Raw genomic sequence first — 21,403 nt, 5'->3', positions numbered from 1 at the left:
TCTTGAATTGTATGCATACATTTGCACCGAACAACGTCGTGAAAGGAAATGCCCCATGAGTGACGGCCCAGACGATGCGAAAGGGATGCCGCGGCCGTCTGGCGCGCAGTGGCCGCCCCTAAACCCGTTCAAGACCGGCATCCGCTGCCGCTGCCCGCGCTGTGGCGAAGGGCGATTGTTCAACGGCTTTCTGACGCTGAAGCCGGCTTGCGAGGTCTGTGGCCTGGACTACTCCTTTGCCGACCCGGCCGATGGACCTGCCTTTTTCGTGATCTGCTTCGGCTGTATTCCGAGCGTCATACTCGGGCTCTGGATCGAGACCGCGTTCTCCGCGCCGTATTGGGTCCACCTGTTCACGACTTTGCCCTTCACGCTGGCAACCTGCATTCCGCCGCTCCGGCCGCTGAAGGGTTGGCTGATCAACAGCCAATATTACTACAAAGCCGAAGAAGGCCGGATCGCCACGCCGCATGAGGACGACGACCCGCTGAACTGATCGCGCTCGCTCCAGCCTTATTGCGGTGCGAGTCCCGGCGATGATCGTTCCCTGTCTCAGGATCTCTGCTGTCGCATCGTCGCGCCAGCTGTCATTCGGCGCGCGCCGGTTGCCGTCGCTTTTGCGAGGGCATCAGCTCCGCGGATGCGCAGGAGGCGCGGACGATGAGTTCGGGCGGGAAGAGGGTCCGCTTTCCCGTCGGCGGGCGCTTTCCGGCGATCTCGGCCAACAGCGTCGCGATGGTGAATTCCGCCATCTGGGCGGCCGGCATAGAGACCACGGTCACCTGCGGGTTCATGATTTCGGGCCAGTCGAAATCGCCGACCCCGACCAATGAGATGTCGCGCGGGCAACTCCGTCCGGAGGTGACCAGCGCACGCATCACGCCGATGAGCATGAGATTGCTGAAGGCGAAGATCGCGGTCGGCGGATCCGGCAGCGCGAGGAGCGCCCGCGTCGCCTCGAAGGCCTGTTGTTGGTCGAAATTGGCAGCGACGATCAGGTCCGGCTGCGGCGGGATGCCATGCGCCGCAAGCGCCTCCAGGCAGGATTCGAGTCTTTCCTCATGCGTCGAGACGAGCGGTCGCCCGCTGACGACGCCGATCCTGCGGTGGCCGAGCCCGGCGAGATAGTCGATCGCGAGCCGGCTCGCCTTTCGCTCGTCGAGCGTGATCGCGTCGTAGGGCGTCACCGGAACGGCGGAGCTGAAAAGCACCGTCGGAACATTGATCTCGGCCATCAGCCGCCGGCCGTGCTCGGCGTCAGAGCGGGTCGAGATCAGGATCATCCCGGCGACGCGCTGCATGCGCATCATCCGCAGAATATGCATCTCATGCTGGGGGTCCTCGTCCGTGTTGTAGACGAAGGTCATGTAGCCGGCCTTCATACAGACTGTTTCGATGACCCTCGCCACCATCGAGAAGAACGGGTTCGTAATGTCAGGCAGAATGACGCCGATCAGCCGCGAATTGCCACTGCGAAGCGCCTTGGCGGCGCCGTGCGGGAGATAGCCGATCGCTGAGATCGCCGCCTCGACGCGCGCGATAACGTCCTCGCTGACCGGTGCCGAGCGGTTGATCACCGCCGAGACCGTCGAGATGGCGACTCCCGCCTTGACGGCGACGTCCTTGATGGTAGCCACGATTCCTCACTTGCCTTCCGCGCATCGCAGTGTAAGACTCGAAACGTTTCGTGCAAGAGCCATGTCGTAGCGGGTTCGACGAGGAGGTCGTGACCCCGCCTTATTCGATCACTTTTTCACGAAACGTTTCGACCACGATGGGATCAGTCCATCGGAGCCGGCCAAGACGCCGGCGGCGAAGGGGAGGAGAGGAACGTGCTGAAGAAACTTGCGAAACTCGCGCTGTCGGCAGCGATCGGCCTGGCCGCGATATCCGCTGCCAATGCCCAGTCCGACGAAAAGGCGACGCTGAAACTCATGTCGTTCGGCGGTGAAGCCCAGACTGCGGCGATCAAGAACGCCATCGCCCGCTTCAACAAGAGCTATCCTAACGTCACCGTCGAGCTGACGATGGATCCGATCTCGACCGGCTGGGGCGATTACGTGACGCGCGTGCTCAGCCAGTTCAACGCGCGCAACGCCGCCGACGTCTATGGCACGGCCATTGAAACCTTCCGGACATTCGAATCCAAGAAGCTGTTCATTCCGCTCGACGACTATATCGCGAAGAATCCAGGCTATTCCGACTTCGCACCCAGCCTTTTTGAACAATCGTCCTACCAGGGGAAGACCTATTTCATCCCCATCGGCTGGAACAACATCATGATCAACTACAACCGCGCCTTATTCAAGGAAGCGGGAGTTGATTATCCGAAGCCGGAATGGACCTGGGACCAGTTTCGCGAGACCGCGAAGAAGCTGACCAAGCGAGATACGGCCGGCAATGCCACCCAGTTTGGCTATGAGGTACCCAACCAGTTCTTCTTCATCCAGCCCTGGTTCTTCTCCAACGGCACGTCGATCCTGACGAAGGACTGGTCAGGCTCCAACATGCTGGATCCGAAGGTCGCGGAATCGCTTCAGTTCCTGCATGACCTCATCCATGTCGACAAGGTCTCGCCGATCCCCGGCAAGGATACGATGGACAACCAGTTCAACGCCGGGCAGGTCGCGATGATCTCGCGCGGGCATTGGATCGTCGAAAACGCCAAGCGCGCCAAGCTCGACATGGACGTGACTTTCCCGCCGCAGAAGGAAACCGGCATCACCGTGATCGGCTTCGGCGGCTATGCGGTCTCACGCACGTCGAAGAACCCCGAACTCGCTAAGGCACTCGTCACGGAACTCACCAGCTTCGAGACGCAGAAGGAAGAAGGCGAGGGCGGCGGCGGCGTCCCGGGACGCAAGTCGGCGGCGGACACCGAGGCTTTCCTGGCCTTCCCGCCGAGCGCGGCGCTTTATTACCAGTCCTTGCCGAACACGCTGCCTGTTCCCTCGCCGGCAAATTTCCAGGAAGTCGAGAAGATCTTCATCCGCAACTACCAAGCCATGATGGCGGACGAAATCTCGATTGCCGAGGGCGTGAAGAAGACCAATGAGGAGCTTGAAGCCTCCTTCAAGCGTCTCGCCGCCAAGGGCGGCTAGGTCCGCAGCATCCCTCAGGCTGCCCTCCTAAAAGTCCCTCTCCCGAAAGCCGGGAGAGGGAGCGCGACGACCTGCCTGCCGTCGGGACGATCAACCTTCATCGATGCGCGTGATGCCATGACGATACCAGCGACCCCCATCATGACGGCGACGCCGTCGATATCCGCATCCGGAAATCGGCCGTCGGAACTGAAGCGAGCCCAGGCGCGCGCTGGGTACCTGTTCATCCTGCCGTCCTTCGCGCTTTACCTCACATTCGTTCTGGCGCCGGTCATCGTCACTTTCCTGCTGGCCTTCACCTATTACGACGCGATCGACGGGGCGAGTTTTGTCGGGCTCGACAATTTCAAGCGTTTCTTCACCGACGGCCGGTCGCTCGAGATCTTCTGGAACACGCTGCGCTTCGCCTTCTTCGCCGTGACCTTCAATGTCGGCGTCGGTCTGGCGCTCGCCCTGGCGCTCAACCGCGCCATGCCTGCCTTCCTGCTCTACTTTTTCCGCCTTGCCTTCTTCCTGCCGGTGATCATCGCGGCTGCCTTCGTGTCGATCGTCTGGGGTTATTTCTATGGCGATGATCTCGGCATCATCAATTATTACCTGATCCGCCTCGGCATCACGCCTGTCCGCTGGCTGACCTCATCCTCGACAGCGATGATGTCGATCATCATCATGGATGTCTGGAAGAACACTGGCTTCTTCATGATCATCTTCATCGCCGCTCTTCAGGGCGTGCCGAAGACGATCATGGATGCGGCGATCATGGACGGCGCCTCGTACTGGCGGCGGTTCTCGCGGATCATTTTGCCGTGGATCTCGCCGGTGATCTTCTTCAACATCGTCTACGCCTCGATCGGCGCGATGCAGGTCTATGAATCCATAGTCATCCTGACCTCGGGCGGCCCCGGCGACTCGACGCGATCGATGTCGATCTACATCGTCGAGGAAGCCTTCGGTTCGTTCGAGATCGGCTATGCCGCCTCGGTCTCGGTCATCCTCACCTTCGTCATCCTCATCCTGACCTCGCTGCAGCTCATCGCGTCGCGGCGATGGGTCAGCTACTAGGGGGGCCGCCGATGCAGACCCGCTCGCGCCAGAAATGGACCGACCGCGCCATCATTGCCGTGATGGCCGTGCTCGGCGTCTTCATGCTGCTGCCGTTCATGTGGCTGTTCTCGATGTCGTTCCGCCCGGTCGCGGACGCCTACAAGATGCCGCCGAGCTTCCTGCCGCCGACCTTCGACTTCACCAATTATCGCGCCGTGCTCGCCTCCGAGATTCCGTTCCTGCAGATCTACTGGAACTCGATCCAGATTGCGGTTCTCGTCACCGTCGGGCAGCTGATCACCTGCACGCTCGCCGCCTTCGCCTTTGCGCGACTTGATTTTCCAGGGCGCGACAGCCTGTTCTTCATCATGCTGGTCGGGCTGATGTTCCCGGCTCAGGTGACGATCATTCCGATCTATCTCGGCTATGCCGAGACGGGCCTGCTCAACCGGCCGATCGGCCTCGCGCTGATGTATCTGACCTCGAGCTTCGGCGTGTTCCTCGTGCGGCAGTTCATGCGCTCGCAGCCGAAGGCGCTTGAAGAAGCGGCGCTCATGGATGGCGCCGGCTATTTCAAGATCTTCTTCCGCATCTCACTGCCGCAGCTGCGCCCCGCCCTTTCGGCGCTCGGCATCATCACCTTCACGCAGACCTGGAACTACTATTTCCAGGCCCGCGTCCTGCTCGAGCCGCAGGAATCCATGACACTGCCGGTCGCCATGGACATGCTTCGCGGATTCATGGGGCAGGGCAACCTCTCGATGGTCATGGCCGCCATGAGCATGGCCGTGCTGCCGGTGATCCTCATCTTCCTCCTCGCCCAGAAGCTGGTGATCGAGGGCGTCACGATGAGCGGCATCAAGAACTGACGCGGACCGTTCACCCGCGCGATATTTTCATGAATGGGAACTCAGGGAATGCTGAACGATCTTCAATCGATCGACCAACGCTTCGTCTATCGCGATGCGCGCCGCCGCTACGCTGTCTTCCCGCTCGGCGGCATTGGGGCCGGAGGCTTCTCGATGACCGGCGCCGGCCGTATGGTCGACTGGTCGATCCGCAACCGGCCCGAGCTGCACCAGTTCAACGGCTACAGCCATTTCGCCATCAAGGCGGAGCAGGACGGCAAGCTCCTGAAGGCGTTGGTGCTGAACGGACCCTATGAGGGGACGCCGACGGGATCGCCTTCGGTTCGCAAATTCGACGGCTTCGGCTTCGGCGCCAATCGTGATTCCACGGCCGGCGTGCCGCATTTCGCCGACGTGACCTTTGTCGGCCGCTTCCCTGTGGCGGAATTCGCCTTCCATGACGAACGCTTTCCCGGCGATGTGCGTATGCAGGCGCTATCGCCCTTCATCCCGCACAACGACCGGGATTCCTCGCTTCCCGTCGCAATGTTCGCCTTCGAGGTCGAGAACACCACCGCCGCGCCAATCGACTACACGATCGCTGGAACGCTCGGCAATTTCGGCTGCGACAGCGGTATCCATCATTTCGTCAAGGAGGGCGGCACGTCGGCGCTGCATCTCACTTCGGCCGACGAGCATCGCGCCGCAGACCAGCGCGGCGATCTCGCCATCATGACCGACGCGGACGACGTCGAGCATGTCGACTATCATTTCCGCGGCCAGTGGTTCGATAGCCTCAGCCTCTATTGGCGCGAGTTTGCGCGCGCCGGGCGGATGCCGGAGCGGCACTATGACAAGCCGCGCCAGGTGAAGAACATGTTCGCGCAGCCCGAGCATGGCACACTGGCGGCGCGGATCACCGTCGCGCCGGGCGAAAAGCGTACCATCCGCTTTGCCATCGCCTGGAACTATCCGCTCGGCAGCATCTACTGGTATCGCCGCGACAAGCCGGACAGCCAGGCAACCGAAGGGTCGAAGCCGACCTGGAAGAACTATTACGCGACGCAGTGGGCGGACTCGCTGGCGAGCGCCCGCGACGCCTTCGCGCGCTGGGACAGCCTTTCCGGCGCGACGCTCGCCTTCCGGGATTCGATCTTCGGCGCGGCGCTGCCCTCCGAGATCATCGACGCGGCGACCGGCACGATGGGGCTGCTGCGCACCGCAACGGTCATCCGCCTCGAGGGCGGCGAGCTCTGGGGCTGGGAGGGACAGCATGAACGCGAGGGTTCATGCGAGGGATCCTGCACCCATGTCTGGAACTACCAGCAGGCCCTGGCCTCGCTGTTCCCGGTCCTCGAACGCAGCCTGCGCGACACCGAGTGGCACCATAACCAGCTGCCGAATGGCGGCCTCACATTCCGCCAGCGCCTGCCGCTCGGCTCCGGCTTCGACATCATCGGCCCCTGCGCCGACGGTCATTTCGGCGCGATCATCAAGACGTTCCGCGAATGGCGGCAATCGGGCGACGATGCCTGGCTCGCGGGCCTGTGGCCGAACATCCGCCGCGCCCTCGACTATGCCTGGTCGCCGGAAAATCCCGACCTCTGGGATCCTGAGAAGACCGGCATTCTCTGGGGCCGCCAGCATCACACGCTCGACATGGAACTGTTCGGACCGAATTCATGGCTGTCGTCGATCTATATCGCGGCGCTGAAAGCGGCATCCGAGATGGCGACTGCGATGGGCGAGGCGGAGTTTGCGGCTGAGCTCGCCGAAATGGCAGCCAAGGGCGGCGCCTATATCGACGCACATCTCTTCAACGGCCGCTGGTTTGCCCAAGGGCTCGACCTCTCCGACAAGGCCTTTATCCAGCGCTTTGACACCGGTCGCGCCGCCGGCGTCCTGGCCGACAGCTTCATGGATGCCTACTGGTCGGACGAATATTCCGAGATCAAGTACCAGATCGGCGAAGGCTGCCTGACCGACCAGATCCTCGGCCAGTGGCATGCCGACATCGCCGGCATCGGCGACATCCTGGCGCCGGAGAAGGTTGCCACGGCGCTGAAGTCGATCTTCACCGAGAACTACCGGGCCTCCCTCGTCGATCATTTCAATCCCTGCCGCGTCTATGCCTATGAAAATGAGGGTGGCACGCTACTCTGCTCCTATCCCGACGGGACGCATGAGCCCGCGGTTCCTGCGCCCTATGCAGAGGAGGTCTGGACCGGGCTCGAATATATGGCGGCCTCGCACATGATCCTGCGCGGGCTCGTCGACGAAGGGCTGACCATCGTCCGCGCCGCCCGCGCCCGCCATGACGGCTCCAATCGGAGCCCGTGGAACGAGATCGAATGCGGCAGCTATTATGCGCGCTCGCTGTCGAGCTATGCGCTGGTCAATGCCTGGACCGGGCTGACTTTCGACCAGCGCCGCGGCACGATCGGCTTTGCGCCCAAGGGCGATCCGCGCGGGACGCATTTCTGGTCGGCCGGCAAGGGCTGGGGCGAACTCGTTGTCGAAGGCGGCAGGGCGACGCTCAAGCTGCTGGGCGGCGAACTTTCCGTCGGCCGGCTCTTGCTGCCTTTCCTCGCAGGCTCCGTGGCCGTGGATGGCGAGGCCGCTCGTCGCGAGGGCGACGTGGTCGTCCTGCCGAGGCCGGCCAGCCTCAAGGCAGGCGAGGCGATCGTCATCCAGGCGGCCGGGTGAGGGGACGGACATGGCAAGGCTCGAACTCAAATCGGTCCGCAAGAGCTATCAATCCGTCGAAGTGATCCACGGCATCGATCTCGCGGTCGAGGATGAGTCCTTCACGGTCTTCGTCGGCCCGTCCGGCTGCGGAAAGTCGACGCTGCTGCGCATGATTGCTGGGCTTGAGGAGGTCACGTCGGGCGAGGTGCATCTCGCCGGCCGGCGGTGCGATCATCTCCTGCCATCGGCGCGCGGCATGGCCATGGTGTTCCAGTCCTATGCGCTCTATCCGCATATGAGCGTCTATGAGAATCTCCGCTTCGGGCTCGTCAACCAGAAGACGCCGAAGGCGGAGATCGAACGCCGCATCAACGAGGCGGCCGAGATCCTGCAGATCGGTCATCTGCTGCAGCGCCGCCCCTCGCAGCTTTCGGGCGGCCAGAGCCAGCGCGTCGCCATCGGCCGGGCCATCGTCAAGGAACCGCAGGCGTTCCTGTTCGACGAGCCGCTCTCCAATCTCGATGCCGAATTGCGGGTCAAGATGCGCAGCGAGATCGTCGCCCTGCACCGGCGTCTGAAATCGACCATGGTCTATGTCACGCATGATCAGGTCGAGGCGATGACCATGGCCGACCGGATCGTCGTGCTGCGCGATGGGATCGTCGAGCAGACGGGAGCGCCGATCGAACTCTATGCCCGGCCACGAAATCGCTTCGTCGCCGGCTTCCTCGGCGCGCCGCAGATGAACTTTCTCGTGGCGCAGGTTGAGTCCGTCACCGAGCACGGCCTGCGCCTCAGCGTCGACGAGGGACGCGCGACGCTGCGTGCAGCGGTGTCCGGCAGCGGAGATTTGGTCGGCAAGACTGTCACGGTAGGGGTGCGGCCGGAGCATCTGATCCATGCCGCCGACGGTCCGCTCAAATGCCGGCTGACGGCCCGTGAACTTCTCGGCGCCGAGACAATCCTGTTCTCGGCTTTGCCATCCGGTGAACGGGTGATCGCTTCGCTTCGCGGCATCCACGACATCGCCGAGGGCGCCTTCGTCGGCTATGACGCGGCACCGGGCTATGTCCATGTCTTTGATACGGACGGCACGGCGCTCGCGCCGCTGCGCTCATGGCGCGAGGACTATGGCGCGGTCGGCAGCCGGGCGTCGGCGGCTTAGTTCAGAGGGTCGGAAACTCCGCAGCAAGATTGGCGAGTTCGACGATCCTGCCGAGTTCCGGCGTACCATGAGCCCGAGAAAGTTCGACGAATTCGGTGATGCGCAGGACGATGGCCGTAAGCGTGATCCGTCGACGATCCAGCGAGCGTCCCGTCAGATCTTCATAGGCATCGACGATGCGGTCGGTGAGATGGAATGAAATCCAGCTCGAATAGATGAAATCCTGATGGAGAGGACCGAAGCCGGAATCGGCGAAATCGTAGATGCCGTTCAGCCTCACTCGCGCATGGTCGAACGCCATGTTCCAGCCATGGCCATCAAAATGGCCGTAGATCAAGCCATACGGGTCCGGCGGCAATGCCTGCCAGGCCTCGAAGGTTCTGAGAGCCCAATCTCGCGGGGAGTCTGGAGGCAGGGTCTCCAGCCCGGCTAGTATCGCCTCCGGCTCCAGCCAGGGCTTGATGGGCCGCCCGCCCGCGGTCTCCATCAGAGCCGGATCGAGCGCGTGCGTTTCGGCGAGAAACTGCGCCAGCGTCCTGGCGAGGTCCGCTCGTCGCGCCCTGTTCATCCGGAGATAATGTTCGGAAAACAGATGCTCGCCCGGGATTTTCTGGTGCCGCGAGAATAATCGGGGGCTCTGCACGAGTTCGATATCCGGCACCGCCAATGTGACGCGGGGCCGGATCTCAGCCAGCAGCGATGCTTCCCGGATCAGCGCAGCGCGCGCCGCCTCGTGGCGCGGAAACTTGAAGACCAGCCGTCCATCGACCTCGAGCGCCACGCTGTCCCAGCCGGCGCCGAGGATGTGGAACGGCCTGCCGCCTAGGTCGGGGAATGCCGCGGCGACGGTGTCCATCAGCTCCGCTGCGCCCACATCCGGGCTGATCATGCCTCAGCGCGCCCAGATGTCGGACTGCAGCAGATAATCGCGCGTCGAACGATCGAGCGGATAGACCATCACGCCGTCGCGGCCGAACCACTTGTCATGGATATCCATATAGCGGCCGCGATAGTCGGAGAGGCCATCTTCGAGATTGATGATGGTGTGATTGACGAAGTCACGCCAGGCGCTGTCGTCCTGCGGAAGGATGCACGACATCGTCTCGTTGCCATAGGGCGCCGAGCGCGGCAGCAGGACGACGCTGCGGTTGGGCTCAAACTTGCGGGATAGACCAAGCAGCACGACGCCGATATTGGCGACGCCCTGGACCTCGCCCTTGCCGAGCGCGATGAAAGCGGCGTCCATCGACGGGAAATTCTTGATGCGGACGCCCGGCAGCGCGTCCTCGAGGATCGTTGCCGTCGTCGTTCCCTCCGCGACGCCGACCAGCATGTCCTTCGGGTTGGGGACCGTGCGCAGCGTGTCGCGAAAGGTCAGGATGCGGGTGCCGTCGCGGAAGATCGGGATCGAGAAGTCGACCTGCTTTTCGCGCGCCCAGGTCGGCGTCGTGATCTCGCAGACGAGATCGAGCTTGCCGTCGGCGACCAGTTGAACGCGGTTGGCCGGCGTCACCACCTGAAGATCGACCTTGATCGGCTTGCCGAGCGTCTTCTCTGCTGCGGCGCGGATTTCTTCGATAAGGTCGACAGAGAAGCCGACCGGCTTGCCGCCGCCATCGTCGAAGGCGAATGGAATGGCATCGGTTCGGGTTCCGGCCCGGATGACGCCGGTTTCTGCGATGCGATCGAGCGTTCCGCCGCTTGCCGGGGCGAGGCCGCCAAGGCTCATCATCAGCGCAAGGGCCCACGCGATCGTCGATTGCTTCGATGACACGCCGCAATGCTCCCTGTCGCTCTGGAGAAGGCTTTGGTGACGGGATAGCGTTTATCGTCGCTGCCGACAATCAGACGGTGCGTGGGGAAGGGCGGAAGGTCAATGGCGGAGCGTGCTGTCGTGCGGGAAGCGAAGCCGCCGGTGTTCCTTTTCAGGCTCTTCCTTGCCGTGATGCTGCTCGCCGGCTTCACCCTGGCGGCGCATGCCGACCGGCTCGACGAGATCAAGGCGCGCGGCAGCCTCATCGTCGGCGTCAAGACGGACTACGAGCCGTTCGGCTTTCGCAACGCCGCTGGTGAGACCGTCGGCTATGACGTCGACGTTGCCGAGGGGCTGGCAGAATCGCTTGGCGTCAAGCTCGTTCTCGTTCCGGTGACCAGCGCCAACCGTCTTCAAAAGCTCGTCGCCGGCGAAATCGATGCGGTCGTCGCGACCCTCGGCGATACCGTCGATCGCCGCCGCCTCGTGCGCATGATCGAGCCAGGCTATTATGGCGGCGGCGCCAGCGTGCTGCTGCCCGAGCAGAGCCCTATCCGGACCTGGACCGATCTTCGCAATCGCGACCTCTGCGCCGTGCAGGGCGCGCTGTGGAATCGCCTGATCGCGACGCGGCTGAATGCTCGCATCGAAGCCTTTGGCAGCATTCGCGATGCCGAACTCGCGCTCCGTGATGGCGCTTGCGATGGCTGGCTCTATGACGAGGCGGCGCTGCAACGGCAGATTGCCAGCGGAGATTGGCCGGGCTTTCGACTGTTGCCTCCCGATTTCGTATCACCTTGGGCGGTAGCCGTCGCGAGCGACGGCCGCCTCGCAACCGAGATGGACGAGACGATTGCGTCATGGCTGCGGGATGGAAGCCTTGCGGCTCTCGAGGCCAAGTGGAAGCTGCCGCCGTCTGTCTATCTCCGCGATGCAGGCAAACTCTGGACAGCGCGCGATCCCGACGGGCGGTTCACCTGCCGACGCCAGGAGGACGGCAGCTGGACGCTGGCTTGCCGCGAGCTCGATCTGATCGAGGCCCAGGAAGTGGTCGGCCTTGCCGGCTTCACGCTGATGCTGCGCGATCGTTTCGGCATCGACGTGACGCCGTTCTATGATCGCTATCACCGCGCCGGCCTGATCGAGGGGTTGCAGGTAACCCTCGCACTGGCGGTCGCGGTGCTTGTCGGCAGCATCGGCATCGGCCTTGGCGGTGCGTTTGTGCTGCGCCGGCGCGTTCCGCTGCTGACGCCGCTCATTCATCTGCTGCTGACGCTGATGCGCATGACGCCGCCGCTGCTGCAGCTCTATCTGGTCTTTTTCGGCATCGGCGGGCTTGTCGCGGTCCACGGGCTGACGCTCTCGGCCTTCTGGTGCGCCGTCGCCGTGCTGTCCTTCTATGCCGGGGCCGCCAATGCCGCGGCGCTCGCGGAGGCAGCAGCGACCATTGGCACCGCGCCGCAACACAGGCTGAAGCGGGCGCTGCGCTTGGCGCATCCCGCGATCATGGGCAGTTCGATCAATGTCGTGAAAGCGACCGCCATGGCAAGCGCCATCGCTGTGCCGGAATTAGTCCATGCCAGCACGGCGATCGCCGCTGATTATGGCAACGGTCCGGTGATGATGAACATTCTGCTCGTCGTCTATGTGGTCATCGTGCTCGCCGTTGCGCATTTCTTCACGTTGTTCGAGCGGCGGGTGCTTGCAAAATGAGCGCCCGCGACATCCTGCCGATGCTGCTGGCCTGGACGCCCTATCTCGGCGTCGGCTTCCTGATCAATATCGGCATATCCCTCTTGACCATGGCGATCGGGACGCCACTCGGCTTTCTGCTGGCGCGCGGGCGCCAGCGCGGCTCGCGGGTTGCCGGCTTTTTGACCGCAGCAGCGCGCGTGCCGCCGACCTTCGTGCTGATCTACTACCTCGCCTATGTCGTGCCCCCGGAAATTCCGCTTGGCGCCTTTTCGCTGCCGCTACCGGATTGGCTCAAGGCTTCGCTCGCCCTTGCCGTGGCGGTGACGGGCTTCGTCTCCGACAATGCGCTCGCGGCGCTTCGCCATCTGGAACGCGGCGAGAAGGTCGAGGCGCTGTACTTCATTCCCGCCTGGACGACCTATCTACTGATCATCGTCATGGCCTCGTCCACCGCCTCGGTGATCGGCGTGCCGGAGATCGTTCAGCGCGCCAACACCGTTATCGCCGCTGTTGGCGATCCCCGCGCGATCCTCTGGATCTATCTTTATACGATGCTGTGGTTTCTGGTGCTGTGCTGGCCGTTGGCCCGGCTCATGGCCTATGCCAAGCTGCGGCTCGGACAAAGAGCCGGCACCGCAACCGGAGCGCGGGTCGACATTGGCGAGCGGAGCGCGCTTGCCGAGGAGAGCTTGCAGGCCCTGCCTGAGGGAGACGTATTCGTGAGCGGCCAATCCGTGCTTGATCTCACCTTCGACCTGCCAGTCTCGAACGATTCGATCGCGACGATCCAGTCGGGGGTCGAGGAGGCGGGCGAAGGCGTGCTCGATTCGGCCGCCGTGTTCCGCCTGTCGCTTGCCGTCGAGGAACTGGTGACCAATGTCGTCAAATATGGCGGGGCCGAAGGCGGACGCCTTGCGGTCGTGATCTATCGGCGACCCGACGACGTAACGGTCGAGCTTGGCTATGGCGGCGACGCCTTCGATCCGTTCCGTGACGCGCCGGAACCCGATCTCGATGCCCCGCTCGAGACCCGCCCCATCGGGGGCCTCGGCGTTCATCTTATCAGCAATATGATCGACCGCGCTTACTACCGCCGCCAGGGCGATCGCAACCTGCTGCGGCTCGTCATGATGCGCAGCGGCGCAGCCGGCGGCGGAATCGTGCCGTGACGCTGACCCGTCGTCTCATCATTCTCGTCGCGAGCTGTATCGCCTTCGCCATCCTGGTCGTTTCACTCGTGTTCGGCATGCTCGGCCGCAATGCGCTGATCGCGCAGGCCGAAGGCCAGGCGCAGGTCGTCGCGCGTATCATCGCCGAGAGCGCGCGTCTTTCCGAGGTGTCGCTGGAGGAGGCACAGGAGGTCGTCACCGATGTCTTGACGACGCTGGCGCTGACGGCAAACCATGTCGAGCAGGTCGCGACGCCTGGTGTCAGCGACCGCTTCGCCGAGATCGTGGCGCGCGGCAATCTCGATTCAATCTGGCTGATCGACAGCGATCTGCGCATTCTCGCCAGTTCCGTCGGCGATTATGGCTCGGTGATCAACGGCCAGACCCTTCCAGAAACGCTGTCGCGCGATGCGCTGCGCGGTCTCGTCTCGGGGCGCCGATACAGCGTCGACTTCGGCCCCGCCGTCGACGGCGTCCGCTATGTCGGCGTTCGGGCCGGACCAGGGCGGGCCCTGATCGTCGGTCAGTCCGTCCGCGCGCTCGATGCGGTGAGGGCTGCGAATTCAGTCCCGGTCCTCATGGAGGCGATGCTAAACCGCAACGATATCATTTCGATCGAAGTGCTCGACGACCAGCAGAAGTCGCTGGCACAGGTTGGCGCCGAGAAGACCCCGAAGGATTTGGTCGGCTTGCCCACCGAGACCATCTCGACCGGCGAGGCGACTTCCGAGATCAGGGAGCGCCATCTCTGGGTATCGGCACCGATCCGCGATCAGGCGGGCATCGTCATCGGCGCGGTGATGATCCAGATGTCGAACCAGCAGCTCAATCAGCTGCTTTCCAACCTTCTCGTCTACGGCGTCGGTTCGGCCGCGCTCGTCTTTGCAGCCGGCGCCACCATCGCGTCGGTGTCGGCGCGGCGCATCGCCCGCCCGGTGCTCGCGATGACGACGGCAGCGCGCGAGATCGAGGGGCGCAGTTTCCACCCCGAAAGTCTTGACCCTCTGACCGGTCGACGCGACGAGATCGGCACGCTGGCCCGCGTCTTTCAGGACATGGCCGTGAAGGTGCAACGGCGCGAGGAGGATCTGGAAGCGGAGGTGAGGGCGCGGACGCTGGAACTGGAGCAGAAGAATGCGCTGCTCGAGGAGTCGGCGCGCCGCGTCGAGGCAGAACTACAGGCTGCCAAATCGCTCCAGGCGGCGATGCTGCCCGAATCACTGCCGGTCAATCCGGCCTATGCCGGCAAGGCTTCGATGGTGCCCGCCCGCGAGATGGGCGGCGACTTCTATGACTTCTTTCCGCTCGACGAGCGCCGTCTTGGTCTCGTCATCGCTGACGTTTCCGGCAAGGGGGTGCCGGCGGCCTTCTTCATGGCGATCTCGCGCACGGTTCTGCAGGCGAGCGCCCTCGATGGCGGCACGCCGGGCGATTGCCTCGTGCGCGCCAATGAAGTGCTCTGCGCCCGCAACCCGATGGAAATGTTCGTCACGGCCTTCTACGCCATCCTCGACATCGAGACGGGCGAACTTGCCTACGCCAATGGCGGCCACAATCCGCCGCTGATCATCCGTCGCGGCGATGGCAGCGTCGCCGAGCTGCCGGGTACCGGCGGCATGGCGCTCGGCGTGATGCCCGCCATGCCCTATGGCGACAAGATCGCTCATCTTGCCGTAGGCGATACGCTTTTTCTCTACACCGACGGTATCTCGGAGGCGATGGACGGCGCAGGGCGCGAATTCGGCGAAGCGCGCATCGAGGCCACGCTGCGTGATTCGGCCGTGCGGCCCGTCGATGCGGTGCTGTCGGCCGTTACAGGCGCCGTCGCAGCCTTCGTCGCTGGCGCCCCGCAATCCGATGACATTACCTGTCTCGTCGTGCGCTATCTCGGGCCGCCCGGCGACGCGATCGTCTCGTAGTCAAGCCAAGGAGATCCGACATGGCCGATCAGCTTGGCAAGGGCCGCCTCACCGGAGGGTGCCAGTGCGGCGCGGTGCGCTTCGCCTGCGACACACCGCCGAGCAATGTACATGTCTGCCATTGCCGCATGTGCCAGAAGGCGGTCGGCGGTCCGTTCGCGGTGATCTGCCCGGTACAGAAGTCGGACTTTCGCGTGACGCGCGGCGCGATCTCCTGGTTCCGAAGCTCGGCGCTCGCCCGTCGCGGCTTCTGCAGCGCGTGCGGCACGCCGATGATCTTCGACTATCCGGAATTCCCGGATATCGGCGTAATGGCCGGGTCCTTCGACGAACCCTCTCGCGTCCCGCCGGTCGTCCAGTATGGCATCGAAAGCCGCGTCGACTGGTTCGCCGGGCTCGTCGCGCTGCCGGGCGATCGGCCGACCTATTCGCACGATCCCATGGGCTATCTCCCGCGGATCAAGTCGAGCAACCAGCAGCACCCCGACCATGACACGACGGATTGGCCACCCACCGGCCGGGATGAAACCTGACGTTCAGCCCTCGGTCCGCTTCACGGCTTCGGCGCGATTCGGCGCGACCTCGAGGATATTGAGGAAGCCGCTGATTTCGAAGACGTCCTTGATGTTGGGCTGGAAGCCGGTGAGCACGAGCTTGCGGCTGGCCTGCTTCATGCGCTTCGCGATGACGAGGACGATCCTGAGGCCGGCGCTTGAAATATAGTCGAGCCGCGCGAAATCGATCACGACCCCACCGCTGCCTTCCGAAAGGCGCGAAAGAAGCTCGGCTTCGACCGCAGCCGCATTGGCGCTGTCGAGGCGGCCGAGCAGGTCGATGACCGAGGCGGCGCCGACGCTCTCGAACGTAACGTTCATCACAACTCCAATTTTCTTGGGCCCGGATCTGCGCAATCCACGGGTGGGACGGCGCCAGGGGCAAAAAGGACTTTGCAGGCATCCGGCGACCGGGCAATGTTGACGCGGGCCGGGGCCAAGGCGAGGATCAGCATGCATCGATCGGATTGTCGCGGCAATGACCGCCGCACAAGAGGCGGACAAGCCGAACGATGATTGCATTGAAATTGCCGCCGTCGCGGCCGCGTCGGCGCCCGCATGAGCTCTCTTTCTCTGCCGACGAGCGCCCCCCGCTCGCCACATCGGTCATGCTCGGCTTCCAGCATGCGGTGATGGCGCTGGCGCTGCTTGCCTATACGCTGGCACTGGCGCGGACGGCGGCCCTCACGGTCGACCAGACCCGCGACCTTCTCGCCGTCACCATCATCGCAATGGCCATCGGCACCGCGCTGCAGTCCTGGGGCGGGCGTTTCGGCTCGGGATCGCTGATGATCCATATGCCGTCGGTGTTCATGGTCCCGCTTGCGGCGCCGGTGATCGCCCAGACGGGCCCGGGCGGCATGGTGACGATGACCATCGTCTCAGCGCTGGCGACGCTGGCGATCGCGCCGCTTCTGCCGCGCCTTCGTGGGCTGTTTCCTCCGATCGTCGCAGGCCTCGTGGTCCTCATTGGCGGCATGTCGCTGGTCGCCGAGGCGGTCGAGCACTCGTGGAGCCTCGGCCACGACTTCGAAATCGATATTCCCAGCCTGATCATGTCGTCGATCACGCTGTCGCTGATCGTCGGCCTTTCGGTATGGGGCAACCGGCGGCTGAAGCTCCTGGCGCTCTTGATCGGCATTGTCGGAGGCATCCTGGCGGCCTTCGTCATGGGCCGGCTCGATGGTGGCGCCATGCTGCTTTCCACGCCGCCAGTCTCGGTGCCGATGCCGGTCTCGCCGGTGTTCGACATACCGGTCAGCGTCCTCATCGGCCTTGCCTTCATCGCCATTTTGACCCAGATCGACACGGTCGGCAGCCTGATCCTGCTCGACAAGATGGACGACGCGGACTGGCGGCGTCCGGACATGAAGCAGGCGAGCCGCGGCGTCCTGGCCGCGGGTATCACCGACCTCGTCGGCGGGCTGATCGGTGCCATGCCGACAGCGACATCGTCGGCCAATATCGGCCTTGCGCACGCCAGTGCCGTGACCAGCCGTGTCGTCGGTCTAGCAACGGCGGTGCTGCTTCTGGCCGTCGCGTTCCTGCCGCAGGTGACGCTGGCGCTGACGCTGATCCCGACGCCGGTGATCGGCGCCATCGAACTCTATGCCGCAGCGTTCCTGATGGCGGCCGGTATTGATCTGATCGCCTCGCGCGAGCTCGATACGCGCGGCATCTTCGTCGTCGGCCTGTCGCTACTCGGCGGTGTTACCGTGTTGCTGATGCCGGGTCTTGCGGAGCGGGCGCACCCGGCGCTGCGCCATCTCGTCGGCTCCGGCTTTATCGTGACCGGCGTCATCGCGATCCTCCTCAATCTCATCTTCCGGCTCGGCATCCGCCGTCAGATCAGCGTCAAGCTCGCCGCCGACGGTCCCCCGGTGCCGATCCAGATTACCGACTTCATCGAAGAGGCAGGCGGCGCCTGGGCTGCGCGACGTGACGTGGTGCGGCGCGCGGCGCTGGCGGCCGTCGAGGCGGCAGAGGCGATCGACCATGCCGGCGGCGACCGCCGCGTCACGGGGGTCGGCGGCAGTTTCGACGAACTCAACCTCGATATCGAACTCGTCCACACCGGCGCGCCGATGCCGGTTGGCGACGTCGCAGTGGCTGATCTTGAAAGTCTGCTCGACGGCGACGACGATTCGGCGATCGACGCGGCGATGTCGAGCATCTCCGGGACGCTGCTGCGCCGGCTCGCCGATCGCCTGTCGAGCCGACCGGGACCCGAGCCGGGAACGTCGATCCTCAGGCTTCATTTCGAACACTGACTGATGTCCAACCCCGAATTTCGGCCGGACAGCGAAAGGCCATGCTCGTGACCGCTTTCCCGCCTGACGGGGCGCCGCCGCTCCCCGACATGGCGGAGAGCTACGACGCCTATTTCTCGTCCGGCCTGTATCAAAGCCGCTATCCGCGCCCGAATCCCCGCACGATGCGATTTCTGCGCCGGGCGCTGCCAGTCGGCGGGCGGCTGCTCGACTATGGCGCCGGTGAGGGGCGATACTGCCTGGCGCTGGCGCGCGAACGAAATGCAGAGATCGTGGCCGTTGATATCAGTCCGGTCGCCCGCGAGCACCTGACGGCGGCCGTGGCGACAGCGGGGCTGGCCAGCCACATCTCCGTCGTCGATGCGAGCGGGATCGACTATCGACGTCTGGTCGACGAGACGGGCCGGTTCGACGTGGCACTACTCGGCTTTGGCGTGCTCGGCCATGTCGCGGGCCGTGCCAACCGCCTCGCCCTCCTGAAGGAACTGCGTCGTAATCTTGCGCCGGATGGCAGGCTTATCCTGGGCCTCCCGAATGCGAAGCGACGCTTCAGGGAAGCTCAGGCGGATGCCAGTGCCCGAGCGGGTCTCGAAGCTGGCGACATCCGCTATGTCCGGGATGCCGGCAAGGACAAGATCGCGCTCTTCTATCATCTCTATCGCCGCGATGAGATCGTCGCGGAACTGGCCGAAGCCGGATTTGCCATCGAGCACATGACTAGCGAGAGCCTGTTGCCGGAATATGCCGTGACGCATCATCCGTTCGTCGGCTGGATCGATGATCGTCTCTCGGGCATGCTGCCGGTCGACTGGGGCTATGGCTATCTCGTCGTGGCTGTCGCGCGGCGCTGAGTGCCACGCCCGTTTGGAGCGGAGGGAATGAACATGGCCCAATTGCCCAGTTTTGATTTGAGCGGCCGTGTCGCGCTGGTGACGGGCGCGGGAAGAGGGCTCGGCCGTGCGTCAGCGCTTGCGCTCGCCGCGGCCGGCGCGAATGTGGCGCTTGGTCTGCGCAATGCCGCCGAGGATCACGGCCTCGTCGCGGAGATCGCCAATCTCGGCAGCCGCGCGATGCCCTTGCAGCTCGACGTCCGTGATCTCGGCCAGATGCGACTTGCCGTGGACGAGGCGATTGCAGCGTTCGGGCGTATCGACATCCTCGTCAACAATGCCGGCGGCGGCATCCCGATGGCGCCGATCGAAAGTGTCAGCGAGGAGGATTTCGACGCCGTGCTCGACGTCAATGTTCGCTCGACCTTCTTCCTGTCGCAATATGTCGGGCGCCACATGATCGAGCGGCGTGGCGGCGCCATCATCAATATCGGTTCGCAGGCCGGCGCCGTGGCACTGCCGGGCGAGGGTGTCTACTGCCTTTCAAAGGCTGCCGTGGCGCATATGACGAAGTGCTTTGCGATCGAGTGGGGCATCTATGGTGTGAGGGTCAATTGCATCGCCCCGACCTTCATCCGAACGGACGGCACCGCCGACATGCTCGCCGACGAGGCGTTTCGTGCCGATGTCATCGACAGGATCGCGGCGCTGCATCGGATCGGCGAGCCGCATGAGGTGTCGGGCGTCGTCGCCTTCCTGGCCTCGGATGCCGCCGCTATGATCACGGGCCAGACCATCCTCGTCGATGGCGGCTGGACCGCGCGCTGAAGCCGTCCCCCATCGACGACGGCCACTGACCCTGCGCCGCCGGACACTCGGCGGATGATCCTGTCGATGCGACGGAAACGCCGCGCCCAGCGTTGTCCACGTTCATTCCCGTTGACCCGGCGGTGGCTGCCTGCAAAGAGCGGTGGCCGCCGCTCTCCAACCGCTTGCGCAGGACTCTCGATGACCGAACTCGACCGCCGCCGGGACATCATCGCCCATTGCCTCAAGATGAATGGCAACGGTCTCAACCAGGGTGTTTCCGGCAACATCTCGGTCCGCTCCGAGGATCGCATGCTGATCACGCCAACCTCGATTCCCTATGATTGCATGCTGCCCGAGGAGATCGTCTCGATGTCGCTCGGCGCGGATTATGGCGCCTGGGAGGGACCGAAGCCGCCATCGACCGAATGGCGCTTCCATCTCGACATCATGCGCGCGCGGCCCGAAGTCGGCGCCATCGTGCATGCCCATCCGACCTACTGCACGAGCCTCGCGATGACGCGCCGTGCGATTCCCGCCTGCCATTACATGATCGCCGTGTTTGGCGGCGACGATGTCCGCTGCGCAGACTACGCCACCTATGGCACCGAGCAGCTTTCGCTGAATGTTTTGAAGGCGATGGAGGGCCGTTCGGCGGTGCTTCTCGCCAATCACGGGGCGATCGCGACAGGCTATGACCTTTCAAATGCGATGTGGCGCGCCGTCGAACTGGAGACGATCGCCCGGCAATATTTCAACGCGCTGCTGATCGGCGGTCCGGTATTGCTGACCGAGGACGAAATGCATGAGACCTTCGCGAAGGGCCTTGCAGCCAATTATGGCGGGGTGGCGCGGCCGGTCTGACGAGCGGCGGCGCGGAGCGCGTCGAACCGGGCCAAAACGGCCGGCAACTCGTCCATGTGCTCGAAGACGATATGCGGTTCGAGAGCGAGAGCGACCGGACGCAGCTTGCCGGGCGCGATATGCGAGCCACCGAGAAAGGCAGCGACGATCATGCCGGCCGCCTTGCCGGCTTCGATGCCTGCGGGGCTGTCCTCGATGACAAGGCAATCGGCCGGTTCGAACCCCATCGCCGCAGCCGCATACAGGAAGAGATCCGGTGCCGGCTTGCCGCGCTTGACCAGCGATGCGCTATAGACATGCGGCATGAAACGATCACGGAGCCCCGCTTTTCCCAGCGAAACCTCCAGCCGTTCCGGCGTGCTTGACGACGCGATGCACACGGGATGACGCAACCCTGCGATGGCATCGACCACGCCGGGCATGGGCTCTACCCGTGTGCGGATGCGATCGAAGAGCAACTCCTTATAGGCTTCGACTTCTTCGCTTGAGAGCCGGATGGAGAAGTCACGGGCGAGCAGCGCGGTCACGGTCGCCCAGCTTCGCCCGAGGAAGTTGCGGTAGACATAATCGGCCGCGACCGGAAGGCCGATGCCCTGCAGGAACTCGGCAAGAGCGGCGATCGCGACGGGCTCGCTGTCGACGACGACGCCGTCGCAGTCGAGAATCACCAGTCCGGAATTGTCCACGCGATCACCC

Annotated in this window: 19 protein-coding genes; 14 read left to right on the top strand and 5 right to left on the bottom strand. The window is 64.0% G+C overall.

Annotation, left to right across the window (positions count from 1 at the left end):
- Positions 1-55: 55 nt before the first annotated feature.
- A complete protein-coding gene (locus BUB39_RS03955) occupies positions 56-496 on the top strand; it encodes a DUF983 domain-containing protein (protein ID WP_244540140.1) in 441 nt (146 codons plus the stop codon).
- 91 nt (positions 497-587) lie between these two features.
- On the opposite strand, the gene BUB39_RS03950 is transcribed toward BUB39_RS03955, so the two are convergent.
- On the bottom strand, positions 588-1,637 hold the full coding sequence (locus BUB39_RS03950) for a LacI family DNA-binding transcriptional regulator (protein ID WP_073051696.1): 1,050 nt from the start codon (positions 1,635-1,637) through the stop codon (positions 588-590).
- Positions 1,638-1,832: 195 nt separating this feature from the next.
- On the opposite strand from BUB39_RS03950, the gene BUB39_RS03945 reads away from it, so the two are divergent.
- The 5 genes from BUB39_RS03945 (at position 1,833) to BUB39_RS03925 (ending at position 8,846) form a co-directional block, all read left to right on the top strand.
- On the top strand, positions 1,833-3,101 hold the full coding sequence (locus tag BUB39_RS03945; protein ID WP_244540139.1) for an ABC transporter substrate-binding protein: 1,269 nt from the start codon (positions 1,833-1,835) through the stop codon (positions 3,099-3,101).
- Between the two features lie 141 nt (positions 3,102-3,242).
- Positions 3,243-4,163, top strand: coding sequence for a carbohydrate ABC transporter permease (locus BUB39_RS03940; RefSeq protein ID WP_073051694.1), 921 nt, complete (start codon positions 3,243-3,245; stop codon positions 4,161-4,163).
- A gap of 11 nt (positions 4,164-4,174) precedes the next feature.
- Positions 4,175-5,014 carry a carbohydrate ABC transporter permease gene (locus BUB39_RS03935; protein ID WP_073051693.1) on the top strand — a complete coding sequence of 280 codons (840 nt, stop codon included), beginning with the start codon at positions 4,175-4,177 and terminating at the stop codon, positions 5,012-5,014.
- 48 nt (positions 5,015-5,062) lie between these two features.
- Positions 5,063-7,699, top strand: a complete 2,637-nt coding sequence (locus BUB39_RS03930; protein ID WP_084526868.1) for a GH116 family glycosyl-hydrolase — start codon at positions 5,063-5,065, stop codon at positions 7,697-7,699.
- A 10-nt stretch (positions 7,700-7,709) separates the two neighbouring features.
- Positions 7,710-8,846: an ABC transporter ATP-binding protein gene (locus tag BUB39_RS03925; RefSeq protein WP_073051692.1), complete on the top strand. Its 1,137-nt coding sequence runs from the start codon at positions 7,710-7,712 to the stop codon at positions 8,844-8,846.
- 1 nt (position 8,847) lies between these two features.
- On the opposite strand, the gene BUB39_RS03920 is transcribed toward BUB39_RS03925, so the two are convergent.
- Both BUB39_RS03920 and BUB39_RS03915 read right to left on the bottom strand, forming a co-directional pair.
- Positions 8,848-9,735: a phosphotransferase family protein gene (locus BUB39_RS03920; protein WP_073051691.1), complete on the bottom strand. Its 888-nt coding sequence runs from the start codon at positions 9,733-9,735 to the stop codon at positions 8,848-8,850.
- A 3-nt stretch (positions 9,736-9,738) separates the two neighbouring features.
- Entirely contained in the window at positions 9,739-10,620 is an 882-nt protein-coding gene (locus tag BUB39_RS03915; RefSeq protein ID WP_073051690.1) for an amino acid ABC transporter substrate-binding protein, read from the bottom strand.
- A gap of 102 nt (positions 10,621-10,722) precedes the next feature.
- Here BUB39_RS03915 and BUB39_RS03910 point away from each other — a divergent pair, with 102 nt between their 5' ends.
- Genes BUB39_RS03910 through BUB39_RS03895 form a run of 4 tightly spaced genes read left to right on the top strand, consistent with a single transcriptional unit; the run spans position 10,723 to position 15,915 of the window.
- The gene (locus BUB39_RS03910) at positions 10,723-12,312 is read left to right on the top strand and encodes an ABC transporter permease subunit (protein WP_073051689.1); all 1,590 of its coding nucleotides are present in this window, start codon (positions 10,723-10,725) and stop codon (positions 12,310-12,312) included.
- A complete protein-coding gene (locus BUB39_RS25680) occupies positions 12,309-13,463 on the top strand; it encodes an ATP-binding protein (RefSeq protein ID WP_073051688.1) in 1,155 nt (384 codons plus the stop codon). Before BUB39_RS03910 ends, BUB39_RS25680 begins: the two co-directional genes overlap by 4 nt.
- On the top strand, positions 13,460-15,382 hold the full coding sequence (locus BUB39_RS03900; RefSeq protein ID WP_073051687.1) for a PP2C family protein-serine/threonine phosphatase: 1,923 nt from the start codon (positions 13,460-13,462) through the stop codon (positions 15,380-15,382). The genes BUB39_RS25680 and BUB39_RS03900 overlap by 4 nt, the downstream gene beginning before the upstream one ends.
- Before the next feature lie 20 nt (positions 15,383-15,402).
- Positions 15,403-15,915 carry a GFA family protein gene (locus tag BUB39_RS03895; protein WP_073051686.1) on the top strand — a complete coding sequence of 171 codons (513 nt, stop codon included), beginning with the start codon at positions 15,403-15,405 and terminating at the stop codon, positions 15,913-15,915.
- Between the two features lie 3 nt (positions 15,916-15,918).
- Here BUB39_RS03895 and BUB39_RS03890 read toward each other — a convergent pair whose 3' ends face one another.
- The gene (locus tag BUB39_RS03890) at positions 15,919-16,257 is read right to left on the bottom strand and encodes an STAS domain-containing protein (RefSeq protein ID WP_073051685.1); all 339 of its coding nucleotides are present in this window, start codon (positions 16,255-16,257) and stop codon (positions 15,919-15,921) included.
- A gap of 191 nt (positions 16,258-16,448) precedes the next feature.
- Between BUB39_RS03890 and BUB39_RS03885 the strand changes: the two genes are divergently transcribed.
- From BUB39_RS03885 to BUB39_RS03870, 4 genes are all read left to right on the top strand, one after another.
- On the top strand, positions 16,449-18,206 hold the full coding sequence (locus tag BUB39_RS03885; RefSeq protein WP_084526867.1) for a uracil-xanthine permease family protein: 1,758 nt from the start codon (positions 16,449-16,451) through the stop codon (positions 18,204-18,206).
- 41 nt (positions 18,207-18,247) lie between these two features.
- Positions 18,248-19,057 carry an SAM-dependent methyltransferase gene (locus BUB39_RS03880; protein WP_073051683.1) on the top strand — a complete coding sequence of 270 codons (810 nt, stop codon included), beginning with the start codon at positions 18,248-18,250 and terminating at the stop codon, positions 19,055-19,057.
- A gap of 27 nt (positions 19,058-19,084) precedes the next feature.
- Positions 19,085-19,864 carry an SDR family NAD(P)-dependent oxidoreductase gene (locus BUB39_RS03875; protein WP_425292885.1) on the top strand — a complete coding sequence of 260 codons (780 nt, stop codon included), beginning with the start codon at positions 19,085-19,087 and terminating at the stop codon, positions 19,862-19,864.
- A 180-nt stretch (positions 19,865-20,044) separates the two neighbouring features.
- On the top strand, positions 20,045-20,707 hold the full coding sequence (locus BUB39_RS03870) for a class II aldolase/adducin family protein (protein ID WP_073051682.1): 663 nt from the start codon (positions 20,045-20,047) through the stop codon (positions 20,705-20,707).
- Here the strand turns inward: BUB39_RS03870 and BUB39_RS03865 are convergent.
- Positions 20,680-21,393, bottom strand: a complete 714-nt coding sequence (locus BUB39_RS03865; RefSeq protein WP_073051681.1) for an HAD family hydrolase — start codon at positions 21,391-21,393, stop codon at positions 20,680-20,682. The genes BUB39_RS03870 and BUB39_RS03865 overlap by 28 nt on opposite strands.
- Between the last annotated feature and the right edge of the window lie 10 nt (positions 21,394-21,403).

This window comes from Kaistia soli DSM 19436 (genome assembly GCF_900129325.1).
GTDB classification, from domain to species: domain Bacteria; phylum Pseudomonadota; class Alphaproteobacteria; order Rhizobiales; family Kaistiaceae; genus Kaistia; species Kaistia soli.
The sequence above is the reverse complement of the archived record's forward strand: the minus strand, read 5'-3'. Positions and strand labels throughout refer to the sequence as shown.

Bases quoted from the DNA above. Each gene is read 5' to 3' on its own strand.
- BUB39_RS03875 (WP_425292885.1), top strand. From the start codon at position 19,085: ATGAACATGGCCCAATTGCCCAGTTTTGATTTGAGCGGCCGTGTCGCG.
- BUB39_RS03895 (WP_073051686.1), top strand. From the start codon at position 15,403: ATGGCCGATCAGCTTGGCAAGGGCCGCCTCACCGGAGGGTGCCAGTGC.
- BUB39_RS03890 (WP_073051685.1), bottom strand. From the start codon at position 16,257: ATGAACGTTACGTTCGAGAGCGTCGGCGCCGCCTCGGTCATCGACCTG.
- BUB39_RS03925 (WP_073051692.1), top strand. From the start codon at position 7,710: ATGGCAAGGCTCGAACTCAAATCGGTCCGCAAGAGCTATCAATCCGTC.
- BUB39_RS03955 (WP_244540140.1), top strand. From the start codon at position 56: ATGAGTGACGGCCCAGACGATGCGAAAGGGATGCCGCGGCCGTCTGGC.
- BUB39_RS03940 (WP_073051694.1), top strand. From the start codon at position 3,243: ATGACGGCGACGCCGTCGATATCCGCATCCGGAAATCGGCCGTCGGAA.
- BUB39_RS03870 (WP_073051682.1), top strand. From the start codon at position 20,045: ATGACCGAACTCGACCGCCGCCGGGACATCATCGCCCATTGCCTCAAG.
- BUB39_RS03885 (WP_084526867.1), top strand. From the start codon at position 16,449: ATGATTGCATTGAAATTGCCGCCGTCGCGGCCGCGTCGGCGCCCGCAT.
- BUB39_RS03910 (WP_073051689.1), top strand. From the start codon at position 10,723: ATGGCGGAGCGTGCTGTCGTGCGGGAAGCGAAGCCGCCGGTGTTCCTT.
- BUB39_RS03935 (WP_073051693.1), top strand. From the start codon at position 4,175: ATGCAGACCCGCTCGCGCCAGAAATGGACCGACCGCGCCATCATTGCC.
- BUB39_RS25680 (WP_073051688.1), top strand. From the start codon at position 12,309: ATGAGCGCCCGCGACATCCTGCCGATGCTGCTGGCCTGGACGCCCTAT.
- BUB39_RS03880 (WP_073051683.1), top strand. From the start codon at position 18,248: ATGCTCGTGACCGCTTTCCCGCCTGACGGGGCGCCGCCGCTCCCCGAC.
- BUB39_RS03930 (WP_084526868.1), top strand. From the start codon at position 5,063: ATGCTGAACGATCTTCAATCGATCGACCAACGCTTCGTCTATCGCGAT.
- BUB39_RS03920 (WP_073051691.1), bottom strand. From the start codon at position 9,735: ATGATCAGCCCGGATGTGGGCGCAGCGGAGCTGATGGACACCGTCGCC.